Origin of the sequence: Pseudarthrobacter sp. fls2-241-R2A-168 (genome assembly GCF_030209335.1) — a bacterium.
In the GTDB taxonomy this organism is placed as follows: domain Bacteria; phylum Actinomycetota; class Actinomycetes; order Actinomycetales; family Micrococcaceae; genus Arthrobacter.
This window is the reverse complement of sequence record NZ_JARVSG010000033.1, coordinates 186,394-204,873: the sequence shown is the minus strand read 5'-3', so window position 1 is coordinate 204,873 and position 18,480 is coordinate 186,394. Positions and strand designations below refer to the sequence as shown.

At 66.4% G+C, this 18,480-nt stretch carries 14 protein-coding genes; 11 read left to right on the top strand and 3 right to left on the bottom strand.

Annotated elements, in window-relative coordinates:
- Positions 1 to 62 precede the first annotated feature (62 nt).
- Positions 63 to 869: an IclR family transcriptional regulator gene (locus QRN11_RS17060; RefSeq protein ID WP_285313742.1), complete on the top strand. Its 807-nt coding sequence runs from the start codon at positions 63 to 65 to the stop codon at positions 867 to 869.
- Here the strand turns inward: QRN11_RS17060 and QRN11_RS17055 are convergent.
- Together QRN11_RS17055 and QRN11_RS17050 are read right to left on the bottom strand one after the other, a co-directional pair.
- A complete protein-coding gene (locus tag QRN11_RS17055) occupies positions 854 to 2,029 on the bottom strand; it encodes an MFS transporter (protein ID WP_285313741.1) in 1,176 nt (391 codons plus the stop codon). The two genes, QRN11_RS17060 and QRN11_RS17055, sit on opposite strands and share 16 nt — an antisense overlap.
- Positions 2,030 to 2,056: 27 nt before the next feature.
- Positions 2,057 to 2,743, bottom strand: coding sequence for a GntR family transcriptional regulator (locus tag QRN11_RS17050; protein ID WP_285313740.1), 687 nt, complete (start codon positions 2,741 to 2,743; stop codon positions 2,057 to 2,059).
- Between the two features lie 107 nt (positions 2,744 to 2,850).
- On the opposite strand from QRN11_RS17050, the gene QRN11_RS17045 reads away from it, so the two are divergent.
- Genes QRN11_RS17045 through QRN11_RS17030 form a run of 4 tightly spaced genes read left to right on the top strand, consistent with a single transcriptional unit; the run spans position 2,851 to position 8,547 of the window.
- A complete protein-coding gene (locus tag QRN11_RS17045) occupies positions 2,851 to 3,609 on the top strand; it encodes a LamB/YcsF family protein (protein ID WP_285313739.1) in 759 nt (252 codons plus the stop codon).
- A 50-nt stretch (positions 3,610 to 3,659) separates the two neighbouring features.
- Entirely contained in the window at positions 3,660 to 5,012 is a 1,353-nt protein-coding gene (locus QRN11_RS17040; protein ID WP_285313738.1) for an MFS transporter, read from the top strand.
- Positions 5,013 to 5,030: 18 nt separating this feature from the next.
- Positions 5,031 to 6,761 carry a 5-oxoprolinase subunit B/C family protein gene (locus QRN11_RS17035; protein ID WP_285313737.1) on the top strand — a complete coding sequence of 577 codons (1,731 nt, stop codon included), beginning with the start codon at positions 5,031 to 5,033 and terminating at the stop codon, positions 6,759 to 6,761.
- A gap of 7 nt (positions 6,762 to 6,768) precedes the next feature.
- The gene (locus QRN11_RS17030) at positions 6,769 to 8,547 is read left to right on the top strand and encodes an ATP-binding protein (RefSeq protein ID WP_285313736.1); all 1,779 of its coding nucleotides are present in this window, start codon (positions 6,769 to 6,771) and stop codon (positions 8,545 to 8,547) included.
- A 32-nt stretch (positions 8,548 to 8,579) separates the two neighbouring features.
- Here the strand turns inward: QRN11_RS17030 and QRN11_RS17025 are convergent, their stop codons facing one another.
- Positions 8,580 to 9,512, bottom strand: coding sequence for a LysR family transcriptional regulator (locus QRN11_RS17025; RefSeq protein WP_142063288.1), 933 nt, complete (start codon positions 9,510 to 9,512; stop codon positions 8,580 to 8,582).
- Between the two features lie 159 nt (positions 9,513 to 9,671).
- On the opposite strand from QRN11_RS17025, the gene QRN11_RS17020 reads away from it, so the two are divergent.
- From QRN11_RS17020 to QRN11_RS16995, 6 genes are all read left to right on the top strand, one after another.
- Entirely contained in the window at positions 9,672 to 10,976 is a 1,305-nt protein-coding gene (locus tag QRN11_RS17020; protein WP_285313735.1) for an aromatic ring-hydroxylating oxygenase subunit alpha, read from the top strand.
- Positions 10,973 to 12,388, top strand: coding sequence for a ferredoxin reductase (locus tag QRN11_RS17015; RefSeq protein WP_285313734.1), 1,416 nt, complete (start codon positions 10,973 to 10,975; stop codon positions 12,386 to 12,388). Before QRN11_RS17020 ends, QRN11_RS17015 begins: the two co-directional genes overlap by 4 nt.
- Before the next feature lie 256 nt (positions 12,389 to 12,644).
- Complete coding sequence (locus QRN11_RS17010) at positions 12,645 to 14,561, top strand: BCCT family transporter (protein WP_091419253.1); 1,917 nt, start codon at positions 12,645 to 12,647, stop codon at positions 14,559 to 14,561.
- A 9-nt stretch (positions 14,562 to 14,570) separates the two neighbouring features.
- The gene (gene purU, locus QRN11_RS17005; protein WP_142063279.1) at positions 14,571 to 15,500 is read left to right on the top strand and encodes a formyltetrahydrofolate deformylase; all 930 of its coding nucleotides are present in this window, start codon (positions 14,571 to 14,573) and stop codon (positions 15,498 to 15,500) included.
- Positions 15,501 to 15,539: 39 nt separating this feature from the next.
- On the top strand, positions 15,540 to 18,047 hold the full coding sequence (locus tag QRN11_RS17000; RefSeq protein ID WP_285313733.1) for a GcvT family protein: 2,508 nt from the start codon (positions 15,540 to 15,542) through the stop codon (positions 18,045 to 18,047).
- A gap of 113 nt (positions 18,048 to 18,160) precedes the next feature.
- A complete protein-coding gene (locus QRN11_RS16995) occupies positions 18,161 to 18,451 on the top strand; it encodes a hypothetical protein (RefSeq protein ID WP_285313732.1) in 291 nt (96 codons plus the stop codon).
- Positions 18,452 to 18,480: the final 29 nt, after the last annotated feature.

Sequence of the window (18,480 nt, the reverse complement as noted above, 5' to 3'; positions counted from 1 at the left end):
TCCCGGTCTAGGATCGAAACTGTGGAACCAACCCGATGGTGCCACGGGCGGGAGTATGGATCATGGCTTCGAACAATGACCGGGAGCCCGACGCCGACGCGGAGGCGGGCCACGGCGGCGTGCAGTCCGTGGACCGCGCCCTCGCGGTCCTGGAGATCCTGGCGCGGGACGGCCACGCGGGCGTGAGCGACATCGCCGAGGAAATGGGCATCCACAAATCCACCGTCTCCCGGCTGCTTGGTTCGCTGGTGAGCAGGGAAATGGTCCACCAGAACAGCGAGCGCGGCAAATACCAGCTGGGCTTTGGCATCCTGCGGCTGGCCAGCTCCATCCCGGGCAGGCTGAGCCTGGTCCGCGAGGCCAGGCCCGTGCTCGAGGGGCTCGCCGAAGAATTCAAGGAAACGGTGAACCTTGCCGTCCTACGTTCCAACTACGCCGTCAATGTGGACCAGGCGATGGGCCCGTCCACCCTTGCCACCTACGACTGGGTGGGCAACCTGACGCCACTCCACGCCACCTCCAGCGGAAAGGTCCTGTTGGCGGCCCTACCCGCCGAGGAACGGGACCGCATCCTGACGGAGACCGGGCTGCCGCCGCGGACTCCCCGGACCATCACTGACCGGAAGGAACTCGAAACCCAGCTGCTCGACGTCGCGCGCGACGGGTACGGTGTGGTGCGCGAAGAGTTCGAGATCGGCCTCACGGCAGTCGCCGTCCCGGTCTATAACCACCTGGGCGCGGTGATCGGGGCCATCAGCATCTCCGGACCGGCCTTCCGCTTCGATCCGGAGACCGCGCCGGGACTCATCGAGGGCCTCCAGCAGGCCGGACTGCAGGTCAGCGCCAGGATGGGCTATACCCGGCGCTGACTGCCGGCCGAACCTGCGGATGCAGCCGGCGGATACCCGGCCATCAGCGCCGCCGAAACCACCCAGATAACGCCGATCCCTGCCACGGCCAGTCCGCCACCCCACCCGGTAGCGGAGGCGGCAAGTCCGGCACCCGCGGCGGACGCCGTGGCCCGGAAGCCTGCGCCCACCGTGAAGATCTGGGACCGGAGGTGCGGCGGGCTCAGGTGGTTGCGGAGGAAGAGCATGGCTGCGGAGGTGGAGGCGGTGAACACTCCCGACAGGCCGATGGCAGCCACGGTCCAGGCGGTGCCGAAGTCGAAGGACGCCCCGATGGTCAGCAAGCCGGTGGCCAGGAATCCCAGCATCATCACTGTGTGCGGGCGGGCGCGTGTGGGCCGGATGGTCTCGTACAAGGCGCCCAGAAGGCTGCCGACGGCGAACGCAGTCACCAGCAGTGCACCTTGGCCGGGCGTACCGATGCGTTCGATCGAGAGTGCCACGGCTGCCACCGCAAGTCCGCCCTGGCCAAGTTGGGTCAGGGTGGACGCGCCGGTGACCACGGCCAGCGGCCGGTGGCTGAGGATGCGGTGCAGGCCGGATTTGACCGTTTGCCACACCGAGCCGCCGGTGCGGCCGCGGGCCTTTAGGCCGGCAACGGCCGCGCCGACGGCTCCGGCGAACGCGGCGGCTGAAAGGACCCACAACGCGGCGCCGCCGGGCAGGAACGAGGCCATGACAGCCACCAGCGCAGGCCCGGCAACTGCAGAAATGTTGTAGGAGAGCGCGTCGTAGGCGAAGGCCCGCCGCTGGTCCGGGATCTCATCTGCCACAAAGCTCGAAAGCCCGCCCATGTAGAAGGGCGAGAGCGCCCCGGCAACGGCCAGGAACGCGAACACCAGGGGCAGCGGGACCTCGCCGAGGAAGGACGCCGTGGCGAGGGCGGCCGCGGTCAGGAAACCCGCCACCGCTACCAGGACTCCTGGCCGGCGGGAGCGGTCCAGCGCCGCACCCACCATCGGCGCCGCCACAACGCTGGGTCCAAGCGAGACGGCCACCAGGGCGCCGCCGATTGAGACGTCGTCCAGTTCCTGGACCGCGAGGATGGGGATGGCAACGGTAGAACCTGCCATCGCCAGCCGCGGCGGCACTGAGGCCGCAAGGTATCCAAGCGCGCTCATTCTGTTTCCCCGGCCGCTGCCGTGCGCTTACCCTGCACCGGCACTGTGTACATCGCTCAGGTTGTCCTCAGAGCGGTCCAGGTACGCCAGCAACAGGTTGGCCGCCCGGTCCGGCTCCCCGGACTCGAGGGCTGCGCAGATCGCCTCGTTGTCCGGCAGGTAATGACGGTAAAAATCGGCATCCATGGTGGCTTTATGAAAGTAGAGCCGCATTTCCGCCAGCACCTGACTCATGATGCTGTTCAGCCGCGGACTGCCGGCCATCGCAACGATGGCGCCGTGGAAATGCTGGTTTGCGGTGCCCAGGGCTTCATTGTCGCCAGCCGCCGCGGCCCGCTTGCCTTCCTCCACCGCTGCCCGGACCGCAGCGATGTCCTCCGCGCTGCCTCCGCCGCGGACCGCGCTGACTTCGATGGCGCGGCGCACGGTATAGACGTCGTGGATGTCCCCTGCGTCGAGGTTGGCCACAAAGACGCCGCGGTTGGGGAGGCGGACCACCAGCCGTTCGCTGGCGAGTTCGGCGAAGGCCTCCCGGACGGTGTTGCGGGAAACCCCCAAGTCCTCGGCGATGGTGGATTCGGTGAGCCGGGTTCCCGGCAGCAGCGTTCCCTCCGCAAGTTGGCGCCGCAATTCCTCTGCCACCCGCTCGGCCACGGAAGGTACTGCGACCCGGAGGCGGCCAGGAGCTGGCCGGACGGGGCTCGAAGAGGTCATATCCGAGAATTTACACGATCGCCACATCGTTGAATCGAAGGATCGTTGAACAATTTGAATTTTTAGTGCATCCTAGTGGGGAGCCATCAATGAGACGGGAATCACAAATGACAGCCATCGACCTCAACAGCGACGTCGGCGAATCCTTCGGGCGCTGGACCCTGGGTGATGACACGGCCATGTTCGGTTCGGTGTCCAGCGCGAACGTCGCCTGTGGGTTCCACGCTGGAGATCCCACCGTCATCCGCAGGACCTGCCGGAACGCAGCGGCAGCCGGCGTCGTCATCGGCGCTCATGTGGGCTACCGGGACCTGGCAGGTTTCGGCCGCCGCTTCCTGGACGTCAGCCCCACCGAACTGGCCGACGACGTCGTCTACCAGATCGGTGCCCTGCAGGCGCTCGCAGCCGCGGAGGGAGCCCGGGTCCAGTACGTGAAGCCGCACGGCGGCCTTTACAACGCCATCGTCAGTCACACTGCCCAGGCCCAGGCCGTCGTCGACGCAGTGAAATCGGTTGACCCGGGCCTGCCCATTCTGGGCCTCCCCGGTTCCGAGGTCCTGCGGCTTGCGGAGGAAGCGGGCCTGCGCGCGGTGACCGAGGCTTTCGCCGACCGGGCGTACAACCCTGATGGGACACTAGTGTCCCGGTCACAGCCCGCAGCGGTCCTTCACGACCCCGCCCAAGTGGCGGAGCATGTATTACGGATGGCTACGGAAGGCTCCGTCCGGGCCATCGACGGATCCACCCTGAAGATCCGCGCAGAAAGCATCTGCGTGCATGGTGACTCACCGGGGGCCGTGGCCATGGCCGCCGCCGTGAAGTCCGCACTTGAGGATGCCGGTGTCAGCATCGGCTCGTTCCTCTAAACCCCGCACCATCCCCATCCCGAACCACCCCTCATCCCCCCGGAGGAAACATGACCGGCACCAACAAGGCAGCCAGGACCGCGGCAAGGAAGCCGCCGGCCGGCGCGCTGAAGGCCTACATCGCCAGCCTCACCGGCACATCGCTGGAGTACTACGACTTCGCCATCTACTCCGTCGCCTCGGCGCTGGTGTTCCCCAAGATCTTCTTTCCCTCAAATGACGAGTTCGTGGGGCTGCTCCTCTCCTTCTCCGCCTTCGCGGTGGGCTACCTGGCACGCCCCATCGGCGGTGTCATCTTCGGCCGCCTGGGCGACAAAATCGGCCGCAAGTACGTCCTGGTGTTCACGCTGGTGCTGATCGGTGTCGCCACCGTCCTCATCGGTGCACTGCCCGACTACTCGGTCATCGGCGCCGCGGCCCCCACTATCCTGGTGCTCCTGCGCCTGGCCCAAGGCATCGGCGTCGGCGGCGAATGGGGTGGCGCGGTGCTGCTGTCCAGCGAGTTCGGTGACCCCAACAAGCGCGGCTTCTGGTCCTCCGCGGCACAGATCGGCCCGCCCGCCGGCAACCTGATGGCAAACGGCGTCCTGGCCATCCTGGCCGCCTCGCTCAGCACCGAAGCCTTCCTGTCCTGGGGCTGGCGTGTGGCATTCCTCGCCTCAGCCCTGCTGGTGGTCTTCGGCCTGATCATCCGCCTCAAGCTTGAGGAAACCCCGGTCTTCAAGGCCATCCAGGCCAAAGGCGACCGCCCCAAGGCGCCCATCAAGGAAGTCTTCACCACCGAGCCGCGCGCCCTCGTCTCGGCAGCCCTCTCACGCGTGTGCCCCGACGTCCTCTACGCCCTGTTCACCGTGTTTGTCGCCGTCTACGCCACCAAGGAACTGGGCATGACCACGGGGAACGTGCTGGCGGCAATCCTCATCGGCTCCGCCTTCCAGCTCTTCCTGATCCCGGCTGCCGGCGCCCTCACCGACCGCGTGAACCGGCGCTGGGTGTACGGCATCACCGCCGTCGCCACCGCCGCCTACATTCCACTGTTCTTCCTCATGATCTCCGGCAAGTCCGTGGTGATGCTGACCATCGGCGTGGTGATCGGCCTGGCCCTGCACGCCTTTATGTACGGCCCGCAGGCTGCCTTCATCACCGAGCAGTTCCCGGCCCGGCTCCGCTACGCCGGCAGTTCCCTGGCCTACACCCTTGCCGGTGTGGTGGGCGGCGCCGTGGCTCCGCTGATCTTCACCGCGCTCTACGGCGCAGCGTCCGGCGGCTGGTACCTGATCGCCGGTTACATGCTCCTCACGGCCATCGTCACGATCATCGGCATGCGCCTGGGCCGCGACCCGCAGCCGGAGGCAGACCTCCACCTGCTCCACACCGGCCAGGCAGGGGAGAGCCGCGCCTGAGCGGCGCGGCCGTCTTCCATGGAAACAGTCACGAACACCACCGCCGGCCCCATCGCCCGGGTAGTCGCTGTCAGGCCCGTGGGCACCACCGCGGTGCTGGCCGAACTGGCAGGGCTCCATGACGTGCTGGCGCTGCAGGCCGTGCTTCTGGAGCACCCGTTGCCCGGCCAGGTCGATGTCCTGGCAGCCGCAGAAACCGTGCTGGTCAAGGCCGATTCGCCCCAGTCCGCCCGGCGCATCGCGGCCCGGCTGCTGGAGCTGGACCTGACGGCCCAGGCGCAGTCGGAAGGCAAGCTGGTGCAGATCGAGACCGTGTACGACGGCGAGGACCTCGCCGAAGTGGGTCGGCTGAGCGGGCTCGGGGTTGAGGGAGTGGTGGCAGCCCACACAGGACAGGTCTGGACCGTGGCCTTCGGCGGCTTCGCGCCGGGCTTTGGGTACATGGTGGGGGAGAACCAGTCCTTGGAAGTCCCGCGCCGGAGTTCACCACGCACCGTGGTCCCGGCGGGATCGGTGGCACTCGCCGGCAACTACTCGGCAGTGTATCCGCGGCAGTCACCCGGCGGCTGGCAGCTGATCGGCCGCACCGCCGCCCGGATGTGGGACCTCGGGCGGGAACAGCCGGCTTTGGCCGCGCCTGGGGACCGGGTGCAGTTCCGGGCCGTGCGGGAGCTGGTGGAAATTCCGGAGCCCGCCCCTGCTGAAAGCGTTGCAGAAGCCGGTGCCGCTTCCGGCCTGCGGATCCTGTCGCCCGGGCTCCAGAGCCTGATCCAGGACCTGGGCCGCCACGGCCACGGCGGGCTGGGAGTGTCGGCCGCGGGGGCTCTTGACCGTTCCTCCCTGCGGCGCGCCAACCGGATCGTGGGCAACCAGCCATCGGCCGCCGTCGTGGAAACCGTAGCAGGCGGGCTGCGCGTGCAGGCGGTGGGGGACCAGGTGCTCGCCGTCACCGGCGCGCCGGTGGCACTGACGATTGCGCCGCCGTCGGACGTTCCCGCCGCTGGCACAGCCGGCACCAACACTGCCGGGGACAGCGCCGCGAATGACAGCACGGCGGGGGACGACGGCGGCCGCTCCGGGGAAGCGCGCCAAATACCCATGGCAACGGCATTTGCCCTGCTTGACGGCGAGGTCCTGACCCTCGGGGCGCCGGAGCGCGGATTCCGCACCTACCTTGCCATCCGCGGCGGCGTGGACATCCAACCCGTCCTGGGCAGCCGTTCGACCGACACCATGTCCGGCATCGGCCCCGCACCCCTGACGGCGGACGGGTTCATCAAGGGGGGGAAGGCCACCTCCTCCAACGTGGTGGGCAATCCTGAAATCCAGCCGGACTATCCGGACACCGGAGTGACCGTCCTTGACATCGTGCCGGGACCGCGGGACGACTGGTTCGACGCTGCCGCGCTGGACTCGCTCTGCAGCCAGGACTGGACGGTGACTCCCCGTTCCAACCGGGTGGGGATGCGCCTGGACGGCGAACCCCTGGAACGGAGCCGGAAGGGGGAACTGGCCAGCGAGGGGACCGTGGCCGGAGCCCTCCAGGTTCCGCCCGAGGGGCAGCCTGTGCTGTTCCTGGCTGACCATCCCATCACCGGCGGCTACCCCGTGGTGGCCGTGGTGGTGGACCACCAGCTGGACGTCGCCGCGCAGGTCCCCATCGGCGGACGCCTCAGGTTCCGCTGGGCTCCCGGATATCCGCTGCCCGCCAATACCCATCCTTCCCCCGACGCTACCCAGACAAAGTGAGCAGCATATGCGCAAGGTCCTGATTGCCAACCGCGGAGAGATCGCCGTCCGCATTGCCCGTGCCTGTGAGGACGCCGGCCTGGAGTCCGTGGCGGTGTACGCGGACGTGGACGCCGACGCCCTTCATGTGGGCGCGGCTTCCGAGGCCTACAGCCTGGGCGGCAACGCGCCGTCCGAAACCTACCTGGACATCCCCCGGCTGCTGGGCGTGGCCGCCGAGTCCGGGGCGGACGCAGTGCACCCGGGTTACGGGTTCCTCTCCGAGAACGCCGACTTTGCCCAGGCTGTCCTGGATGCGGGCCTGACGTGGATCGGGCCGTCACCGGAAGCCATCCGGCTGCTGGGCAACAAGATCACGGCCCGGGAGATCGCCGTCAGGGCAGGGGCGCCACTGGTGGCGGGCAGCGACGGGCCGGTGGCAACGGCTGCCGAAGCGCGGGCCTTCGCCGAAGAGCACGGCCTTCCGGTGGCCATCAAGGCGGCCTTCGGCGGCGGCGGGCGCGGGCTGAAAGTTGTCCGCGAGATGGACCAGATCGAGGAAGCCTTCGACTCGGCAGTCCGCGAAGCGGTAGTGGCCTTTGGCCGCGGCGAATGCTTTGTGGAACGCTACCTGGACCGGCCACGGCACGTGGAAGCCCAAGTGCTCGCCGACCAGCACGGCAACGTGGTGGTGGTGGGAACGCGTGATTGCTCCCTGCAGCGCCGGCACCAGAAGCTGGTGGAAGAGGCGCCGGCACCGTTCCTCACCGGGGAGCAGACCAGGCAGATTTACGACGCCGCCAAGGCCGTGTGCCGGGAAGCCGCCTACTCCGGTGCCGGAACAGTGGAGTTCCTGGTGGCCGCGGACGGGACCGTCGCGTTCCTGGAGGTGAACACACGCCTCCAGGTGGAGCACCCCATTACGGAGGAGACCACCGGCGTGGACCTGGTCCAGGAACAGCTCCGGATTGCCGCCGGCGAACCCCTGCAGTTCGCCTCCGATCCCACGCCGCGCGGGCACTCTTTTGAATTCCGGCTCAATGCCGAGGACGTGGGCCGGGGTTTCCTGCCCTCGCCCGGAACCATCGCCACCTTCAGCGGCCCCACCGGTCCGGGAGTGCGCCTTGACTCGGGGGTGCGCGCCGGTTCCATCGTGGCGCCGCAGTTCGATTCCCTGCTGGCCAAGCTGATCGTCACCGGCGCCGACCGGCAGCAGGCGCTCCGCCGGGCCCGCCGCGCCCTGGCCGAAATGGAGATTACCGGCGTCGCCACTGTCCTGCCGTTCCACCGCGCCGTGGTCCAGGCCCCCGACTTCACGTCAGAGACGGCGCTCGCCGTCCACACCCGGTGGATCGAGACGGACTTCGCGGACACCATCGCGGCGGATCCCGAGTTCGGAACCTCCGCTCCGGACGGTGCGCGGCGCACCATCACCGTTGACGTGAACGGCCGGCGCCTCGCCGTCGGCCTTCCCGCGGACCTGCTGGACGGCTGGACACGTTCAGGTGGAAGCCTTCCGCAAGGCGCTTCTGTGGAAGGAGGGCACGACGGCGGCGCTGCCGCCCGCACTGTTGATCCCGGCGCTGTTGACCCCGGCGACCTGCGGGCGGACATGGCCGGGACCGTGGTGAAATGGCTCGTGCAGCCGGGCGCCCATGTCACGGCGGGGGACCCCGTCGTCGTTCTTGAGGCTATGAAGATGGAAACCCAGGTATCCGCCCACCGGGACGGGACCGTCACCGATATCCGGACGGAAGCCGGCGGCGTGGTGAATGCCGGCGCTGTATTGGCGACCATCGGGGTTTAAATGCGGTACCGGCGGCACCACGCCGGCAGCGCTCAGAGATCCTCGTCGAGCCGGCTGGTGAGGATCCGATTGGCGTTGACCTGCAGGATGCCGAGCGACTCCTGGATCAGGGGTGAGGCGATGCTGCCCCTGCGCACCGCGGCGATAATGCGGCGCGTGGGTTTCGTCTTACCAGTGATGCGTAGCCGAACCACATTTTCGGCACCATGCAAAGGCGCCAGCCGGGGCAGCAGGCCGACGCCCAGCCCCGCACCCACGAACGCGATGTGGGTTTCCCACTCAACGGCTTCATGGGCAATCCGCGGTGTCACCCCGACTGCCGTGAACGCCGCGGTGAAGAGGGAATGGTAGGTGGAACCGGCGGACTCCGTGATCCAGGGTTCCGATGCGAGTTCTTCAAGCGTTGCTGTTTCCCGTGATGCCAGCGGATGGTCACCGGGAATGATGACGTCCAGTGGATCGTCGAGCAGAACTCTCTGCTCGAAGCGCGGATCGTCCTCACCGTAAGTGTCGGACTGCATGGCGACAATGACTGCAAGGTCGATTCGTTCGGCAACCAACAGGTCAAAGCAGCGGGCCGGATCAGCCTCAAGAACCTGTACCTCCAGAAGGGGGCGTGTCGAGCGCAGAGTGGCGGCCAGCGGCGCGAGCAACTGGGCGGCCGCGGTGGAGAATCCGCCAAGCCCGAAACGGGACTGGACCTGGTCGCCGGCCTCCATGGCCGCGGCGCGCAGGCTCTCCCATTCCGCGATGAGGGTGTCTGAGCCCTCCACGAGAAAGCGGCCAGTGGCCGTGAGCCGCACACCCCGGCCGTCCTTCGTCAGCAGCTGCATTCCCAGCACGCGCTGGAGCTCCCGCAATTGCGCGGAGACCGCCGAGGGAGAGTAGCCGGTCAGCTCCGCGGTCGCGCCAACAGTGCCGCACCGGGCAAACACCCGAAGTGTTATGAGCCGTGGATCGATCATGCATCTATTGTGCAGGGTTATCTTCAAAATCTTGCGCTTTTGTTGCAGCCGCTGTGACCCTAATCTCATCATTACAACTACTTCGACCATGCCGGTAGCACCCCGCGCACGCATGGCCAACGCAACACCCACTACTCCATGCCTCCCGGGAGGAAACCCATGACTGCTTCAGTGAACGTCCCCCTCAATTCACGCGGAAAACTCGCTGCATCCTTGCCTGCCGAGCAGCTGGCGGAAATTGCCGCGCTGTTTGAGTTCCGGCGCACCGGCTACTCCCTCGATGCCCCTTTCTATACCGATCGCTCGATCTTCAACATCGACATGGAGGCCATTTTCGGCCAGCACTGGATCTTTGCCGCCAGCACCGCCGAACTGCCGGAGCCGGGCGACTACGTCACCGTCGACTACGGTCCCTACTCCCTGATTGTGCTGCGCAACGACGACGGCGCGGTTAACGTCCTGCACAACGTATGCCGCCACCGCGGCGCCCGCGTTCTCACCGAAGCTGCCGGGTCAACCGGAAACTTGGTCTGCGGCTACCACTCCTGGACCTACTCCCCGGAGGGAAATCTGATCCACGCCTCCGCGCCGGGGGAAACGAAGTTCGACAAGAGCTGCTTCGGCCTCAAGCGCGCCCACGGCCGCGAGATCGCCGGGCTCATCTTCGTCTGCATCGCTGATGAACCGCCGACGGACTTCGACGAAACCGCAAAGATCTTTGAGCCCTACCTGGCGCCGCACGATCTCTCCAAGACAAAAATCGCCTACCAGCAGAACATCATCGAAGAGGGCAACTGGAAGCTCGTCATGGAGAACAACCGTGAGTGCTACCACTGCGACGGCCACCCTGAGCTGGCCTGCTCCCTCTTCCCCACCTGGGGCCTGACCGAGGGCCTGATCCCGCCCCACCTTGAGGAAGTGTGGAACCGGAACAAGGATGCCCAGTCCTCCCTCGAGGAGCGCTGCCGCCGCTACGGCCTTCCCTACGAGGTGGTCGAGGAGCTTGATACGCGCATCGCGGGGATCCGTATCTCACGGGAATCACTCGATGGAGAGGGCGAATCGTTCTCCGCGGACGGCCGGAGGCTTTCCAAGAAGCTGCTGGGTGACCTGCCCGACTTCCGCCTTGGCCGCTGCTCGATGCACCTGCAGCCCAACAGCTGGTTCCATTTCCTCGGCGACCACGTCATCACGTTCGGTGTTTTCCCGATCAACGAACACCAGAGCCTCGTACGCACCACCTGGCTGGTGGCTGACGACGCCGTGGAAGGCGTCGACTACGACCTGGAGAAGCTCACCTACACCTGGAAGCAAACGAACCTGCAGGACAAGGCGTTCGTGGAGCTGTGCCAGCAGGGTGCCGGCAGCCCCGCCTACGAGCCCGGTCCCTACATGAAGAGCGAATACCAGGTCGAGGCGTTCATCAACTGGTACGTGCAGCGCGTGCAGGAGCACTTGGCATGATTGAACTCCTCACTGAAACGGCAACCCAGGAGCCACAGCGTATCCGCGGTCTTGAGATGCCGTGGAACAGGGTGATGGGAAGCCCTGAGGCGCCCGCCCGGGCAGCCCGTGCGCTGGGCCCGTGGCATCCGCAGGAGTTCATGGCCGAATGCGTCGAGACGGTTCCCGAGGCCGGCGCCATGATGACCTTCGTGTTCCGCCGCTGCGACGGTGCGCCGCTGGCGTTCCGTGCCGGCCAGTACGTGAACGTCGCATTTCCCGTCAATGGCGAGGACCAGGAGCCGGTGGACCGCAGCTATTCGCTGTCCAGTTCGCCCACCGAGCCCTGGACCTTCAGTATTACCGTCAAGTGCGACCCCACGGGATTGGTCTCGCCCTGGGTGCACGAGAACATCAAACCCGGCACGGTCCTCGAGATGCTGGGACCGGTGGGAGCATTCCACCTGCCCGACGCCGACCGGCGGGCGCGGTATCTCCTGCTTGCTGCCGGCGCGGGCATCACACCCGTCATGTCCATGGTGCGGACCATCCATTCCCTGCCGGGACACGCCGATGTTGTGGTCCTCTACCACGGCTCGGATGCCGGAGGCTTTGCCTTCCACCGGGAACTGGCCTACATCGCCTCCGTGGATTCCCGCTTCAAGGTCCACTACTCGCTGGGCGACCGCAGCGTACCGGAGGGGTGGGAAGGGCTCAGGGGAAGGCTCACGGCGGCCATGCTCGAGGAGGTGGCCCCCGATGCCAATGGCCGCCAGGTGTACGCATGCGGTCCCGAGGGTTACCTGAACACCGCCACCGGGCTCCTCAATAAGGTCGGCGTCGACGACACGTCCATCTACATGGAGTTCTTCTCCGGAGACCGCCAGACGCTCCTTGAATACCAGCAGGAAGTGTCCCTTGCAGCCGACGTCGCGGAGGAAATCGCCGACGAAATCGCTGAATCCGCCGAGGACTACTACGAAAGCCAGCCCGCCGCGTTCGGGCTCTATGAGCCCGGCTATGACGCGGACGGGACGCTGCAGGCCTCAGGGCTGCCGCTGGAAATAAGCGACCCGGACACACCCGGCTCCAACCCCGCCGTCGACAGCCCGGGCAGCGAGCCGGAAGCTGGACCCCCTGACGCCTCCACCTTCAACACGGTGGGAACAGGCAGCCTCACCATGTCCTTTATGCGTACCGGCATCAATGTGCGGATCGACCCTACCGAACACATCCTCGAGGCGGCGCAGCGTGCCGGCGTCAGGATCGGCGCGAACTGCAAGGAAGGCATGTGCGGCTCCTGCAAGGTCGTCAAGCTCTCAGGAGACGTCGAGATGAACCACCAGGGCGGAATCCGGGCGCGGGAAATCTCTGCGGGCAAGTTCCTGCCCTGCTGCTCCACGGCGCAGACGGACCTCGTTATCGATGCCTAGCCCGGTTCCGGCTGTCAAGGCGCAGCCGGAACCCTTGAAATAGGGCTTAAGACTTGAGAAATACCTTGACATGCGACTGTGATTCGGGCCACTGTGTTGCTTATGGCGAGACGTGTTGTTCTTTACGGAACAGTCGCCATGCTGGAAGCACAACTGACCTTCATCAATGAATAGCCAGGAAGACACCGATCTTCCGCCCGGTTTGGGGACGCCGGTGTACAGCGTGAGCCCATGAATTCAAACCAAAGGACTTGACATGGCTTTGAACAGCGACATCCGTATGGATGCCCAAACCCCCCTTGAGCTGGAGGAGCCCAACGTGGTTCCTGCACCGGAGAACTCTCCTTCCGCGCACGAATCACACGACGCGGAGGACACCGAACAAATCATGCAGGAACTCCGCCAGACCAAGGCCGAACAGGCAGTGGCACAACGGCGGAACCGTAAGCTCACCCTCGACAAGGCCACCTTCGGCATCACCGGTGTCCTCGCCCTGGCCTTTGTGGCTTGGGGCTTCCTGGGCCGGGACAGCCTGGCCGCCACGTCAACAGCCGCCCTCGGGTGGGTGATGGAATACACCGGCTGGCTCTTTATGGTCCTGGCCTCGTTGTTTGTTGTTTTCGTCCTCTGGCTTGCGCTCGGCAAATGGGGCAACATCCCGTTGGGCAAGGACGGCGAAAAGCCCGAGTTCCGGACTGTCTCCTGGATTGCCATGATGTTTGCCGCCGGCATGGGCATCGGCCTGATGTTCTACGGCGTGGCCGAACCGCTTTACCACTACATCTCCCCGCCGCCCGGAACGGTGGACGGCCGCACGCCTGCCGCGATCCAGACAGCTATGGCCACCTCCATCTTCCACTGGACCCTCCATCCCTGGGCCATGTACGCCGTCGTCGGAATCGCCATGGCCTATGGCACCTACCGCCTGGGCCGCCGGCAGCTGATTTCCGCTGCCTTTACCTCACTCTTCGGGCTCCGGGCAGTGGAAGGCCCCGCCGGGAAGTTCATCAACATCCTTGCCATCTTCGCAACGCTCTTCGGCACCGCCGCATCCCTGGGCCTCGGGGCCCTCCAGATCGGCAGCGGCCTGACCTCGAACGGCTGGGTCGGGGAAATCGGCACGCCGGTCCTGGTGGCCATCGTTGCCATCCTGACGGCCTGCTTCGTGGCTTCGGCTGTTTCCGGCATCAGCAAGGGCATCCAATGGCTGTCCAACATCAACATGGTGCTGGCCGTGGTCCTGGCGCTCATCGTCTTCATTGCCGGGCCTACCTTGTTCATCCTCAACCTCATCCCTGCCGCCGTGGGGGACTACGCCAGGGACCTCGCGGAAATGTCCTCCCGCACCGAAGCAGTGGGGGACGAGGCCCTGCGCAAGTGGATGTCCGGCTGGACCATCTTCTACTGGGCCTGGTGGGTTTCCTGGACGCCTTTCGTGGGAATGTTCATCGCCCGCATCAGCAGGGGCCGCACCATCCGGCAGTTCGTCACCGGCGTCCTGCTGGTTCCCAGCATCGTCAGCGTCATCTGGTTCGGCATCTTTGGCGGCACGGCCTTCCACATCCAGCAGGAAGCGGACAAGGCGGGAACGCCGGGCATGGTGACCACAACCAACGGAGTCCCGAGCATCGACTTCGACGGGGCACTGTTCGACCTGGTGAAGAACATGTCCATGCCCGCCTGGCTGACCGCCGCCGTCATCGTCCTGGCCATGGTGCTGGTGGCCATCTTCTTCATCACCGGAGCCGACTCGGCGTCGATCATCATGGCCTCCCTGAGCTCCAACGGCGCCGCCGATCCCAAGCGCGGCCTCGTTATCTTCTGGGGGCTCCTCACCGGCGCCGTGGCAGCGGTCATGCTGCTGGCCGGCGGCGATGAACCCTCGGAAGCGCTCTCCGGCCTGCAGCGGATCACTATTGTGGCGGCCCTGCCTTTCGTGCTGGTCATGCTGCTGCTGTGCTTCGCCCTGGTCAAGGACCTGCGCCGCGATCCCCTCTCCCTCCGGCGCCGGCTGGCGGACTCCGTAGTGGAGCGCGCCATCCGCAGCGGCGTGGACCAGCACGGCGGCGCCCAGTTCGACCTCGTCACCAAGCATCAGTGTGATCAGCGTTGCCCGGACGACGGCCGCTGCCCGGCTTCCCCCGCTGACACCCAAGCCCAAGCAAAGAATTAGGAGTAGACCATGACCACAGTCCTCGAAGGCCGCCCCACCGGTAACGTGACGGTGGAGGCCGGCGACGTTGCCGGCGTCCGCGGCACCGACACCGTGCAGTACGTCCTCACCCTTGCGTGCCCGGAGCGCCCCGGAATTGTCCGGGCCATCACGGCATTCCTTGCTGACCGCGGCTTCGACATTGTTGAACACCAGCAATTCGATGACCACATCAGCGGCAAGCTCTACCTGCGCACGGCCTTCACCCCGGGAGACAAGGAAGTTTCCGCGGAAGGCCTCAGCGCAGAGTTCGCCGCCGTCGCCGATGAGTTCGACATGGAATTCTCCATCCACGACGGCCGCCCGCAGCGGCTGCTCGTGATGGTTTCGAAGTTCGGCCACTGCCTCAACGACCTCATCTTCCGCTGGCGCGCCGGCAGCCTGGGTGCGGAGATCGCGGTTGTGGTGTCCAACCATGAGGACCTTCGCCCCATGGCGGAAGCCGCCGGCCTGCCGTTCATCCACGTCCCGGTGACGGCCGCTACCAAGCCCGAAGCCGAAGCCCGCCTGCTGGAACTGGTGGCCGAGTACAACGCGGACCTGGTGGTCCTGGCCCGCTACATGCAGGTCCTGTCCAACGACCTGTGCGCCAGCCTCCGCGGCCGGGCCATCAACATCCACCATTCCTTCCTGCCCGGGTTCAAGGGTGCCAAGCCCTACCACCAGGCCTACGACCGCGGTGTGAAGCTCATCGGAGCCACTGCGCACTACGTCACCGCAGACCTGGACGAGGGCCCGATCATCGAGCAGGAAGTGTACCGGGTGGACCACAGCCTCGACCCGAACGCACTGGTCACGGTCGGCCGGGACGCCGAGTCCCAGGCACTGTCCCGCGCAGTTAAGTGGCACTGCCAGCACCGGGTCCTGCTGAACAAAACCCGCACTGTCGTCTTCCGCTAACGCCAACGCCCGCCACGCAAAACAGGAGAAACAACACCCATGAGCGCATCACCACGCGTTGTCATTATCGGCGCCGGCATTGTCGGAACCAACCTTGCCGACGAACTCGCTACCCGCGGCTGGACCAACATCACGGTGGTGGAACAGGGCCCGCTGGAACTTGCCGGCGGCTCCACGTCGCACGCTCCGGGCCTGGTGTTCCAGAACAACCAGTCACGCACCATGACCGAATTCGCCACCTACACGGTCAACAAGTTCCTCGCCCTGAGCAAGGACGGGGAGTCCTGCTTCAACCAGGTAGGCGGCCTGGAACTGGCCACCACCCCCGTTCGGCTGGCCGATCTCCACCGCAAGATGGGCGTGATGACCTCCTGGGGGGTCGAAAGCCGGATCGTCGACGCTGACGAATGCGAAAAGATCTACCCGCTGCTGAACACCGGCAAGCTCACCGGCGGCCGCGAAGTACTGGGCGGCCTGCTTATCCCCACCGACGGCCTGGCCCTGGCCGCCCGTGCGGTGCAGCTGCTGATCGAGCGCTCCAGCGGGGCCGGCGTGACGTACCAGGGCAACACCACCGTCACCGGGATCGCCCAGGAGGGCGGCAAGGTGACGGGCGTGGAAACGTCCGAGGGTTTGATCCCGGCAGACATCGTGGTGTCCTGTGCAGGCTTCTGGGGCCGTGAGCTCGGCAAGATGGTGGGCCTGGAAGTACCGCTGCTGCCGCTCGCGCACCAGTACGTGGTCAGCACGCCGCTGCTCGAACTCGAGGGCGTCAACGAGCTTCCCAAGGGTGCCAGCAAGCCCATCCTGCGCTACCAGGACAAGGACCTGTACTACCGCGAATGGGGCAACCGCATCGGCATCGGCAGCTACGCCCACCGCCCCATGCCGGTGGACATGTCCGCCCTGCCGAGGGTCGCCGCAGAGGAAATGTCGGACCACCGCATGCCCTCCCGCCTGGAGTTCACCCTGGAAGACTTCCTGCCAGCCTGGGAGGACAGCCAGGACCTGCTGCCGGCGCTGCGCAGCTCCGCGATCGAGGACGGCTTCAACGGCATCTTCTCCTTCACCCCCGACGGCGGCCCGCTCATGGGCGAGGCGCCCGACCTCCAAGGCCTGTTCGTGGCCGAAGCCGTCTGGGTTACGCACTCGGCCGGCGTGGCCAAGGCGATGGCGGAGCTGCTGGTGGAAGGCCGGTCCCGCACGGACCTGCACGGTTGCGAGCTGACCCGCTTCGAGAAGGTGCAGACATCCGACGCGTATGTCAGCGAGACGTCCCAGCAGAACTTCGTGGAAATCTACGACGTTATGCACCCGCTGCAGCCCAGGGAATCCCCGCGGGACCTGCGCGTCAGCCCCTTCAACGTGCGCCAGAAGGAGCTCGGGGCGTTCTTCCTGGAGTCCGCCGGCTGGGAGCGGCCGCACTGGTTCGAAGCCAACCGCAGCCTGCTCGAGGAGCTGCCGGAGGACTGGCAGACGCCGGAGCGGGACGATTGGTCCGCCCTGTACTCGTCCCCCATCTCGGCGGCCGAGGCGTGGAAGACGCGTACCGCCGTCGGACTTTTCGACATGACGCCGCTGAAGCGGCTGTCCGTGGTGGGCCCCGGCGCGCAGGCGCTGCTGCACCGGCTCAGCACGGGCAACATTGCCAAGAAGCCGGGTGCCGTGACGTACTGCCTGCTCTTGGAGCACGACGGCGGCATCCGCAGTGACGTGACCGTCGCGCGGCTGGCGGAGGAAGACTTCCAGCTGGGCGTCAACAGCAACGTGGACTTCGATTACCTGCGGGTGGAAGCGCGGAAGCAGTCCGCCGCCGATCCCTCCCAGTGGGTGCATGTTTCGGACATCACCGGCAGCACTTGCTGCATCGGGCTGTGGGGGCCGCTGGCCCGCGAGGTGATCGGCAAGGTCAGCTCCGACGACCTGACCAACGACGGCCTGAAGTACTTCCGGACCAAGGAAATCTCCGTAGGCGGCATCCCCGTCACCGCCATGCGGCTGTCCTACGTGGGTGAACTCGGCTGGGAGCTTTACACCACCGCCGAGTACGGCCTGAAGCTCTGGGACCTGCTGTTCGAGGCGGGCCGCGAGCACGGCATCATCGCCGCCGGCCGCGGCGCGTTCAACAGCATGCGCCTCGAGAAGGGCTACCGGCTGTGGGGCACGGACATGACGTCCGAGCACCACCCGTACCAGGCCGGCCTGGGCTTCTCCGTGGCCAAGGACAAGATCGGGTTCGTGGGGGCGGAAGCCCTGGTTGCCCTTCGGGAACAGCCCGCCGCCAAGACGCTGCGCTGCCTGACGGTCGACGACGGCACGTCCATCGTGCTGGGCAAGGAACCGGTGTACGTGAACGGCGAAGCCGCCGGGTACGTCACGAGCGCCGCCTACGGCTACACCGTCCGCAAGCCGATCGCCTACGCATGGCTGCCAACTTCGGTGACCGAGGGCGACGCCGTGGAGATCGAGTACTTCGGGCGCCGTGTGGCGGCCACCGTCACGCCTGAACCCCTCTTCGACCCGGGCATGGAGCGCCTCCGCGGCTAGCCCGCGCCGCGAAGGGTGGTTGGACCTGCTTGAGACCGGCAGGCCCAACCACCCTTCTTCGTGCCCGCGAAATGGCACTTAACGGCAGTCCCGGCGTCGAACATTGCTGTTATATGACATCTCGCGAAGAGATGCCGGGTGTCCCAAACCTTGCCCTCGCTGACGGCTGGTGCTTGGCTGAGGGGATGGCAGATGACGAGGTTTCCAAGAACATTCCCTCAGATGAGCACCTGCGGCAGGATGTCGCGCCAGAGGCGGGGGGAGACTCACGAGACACCCCGGATACGAGTTTCACGCCCGGGCAGACCAACGCAGGGCAGCAGGTAGCCGGACTTGCCTCGGCGGGCGGCTACGGCGATGACCAGGATCCCGAAGAGCAACCCGACGGCAACAACCCCGTCTAGCCCTCCACCGGTGAGGAGGCCGCCCACGC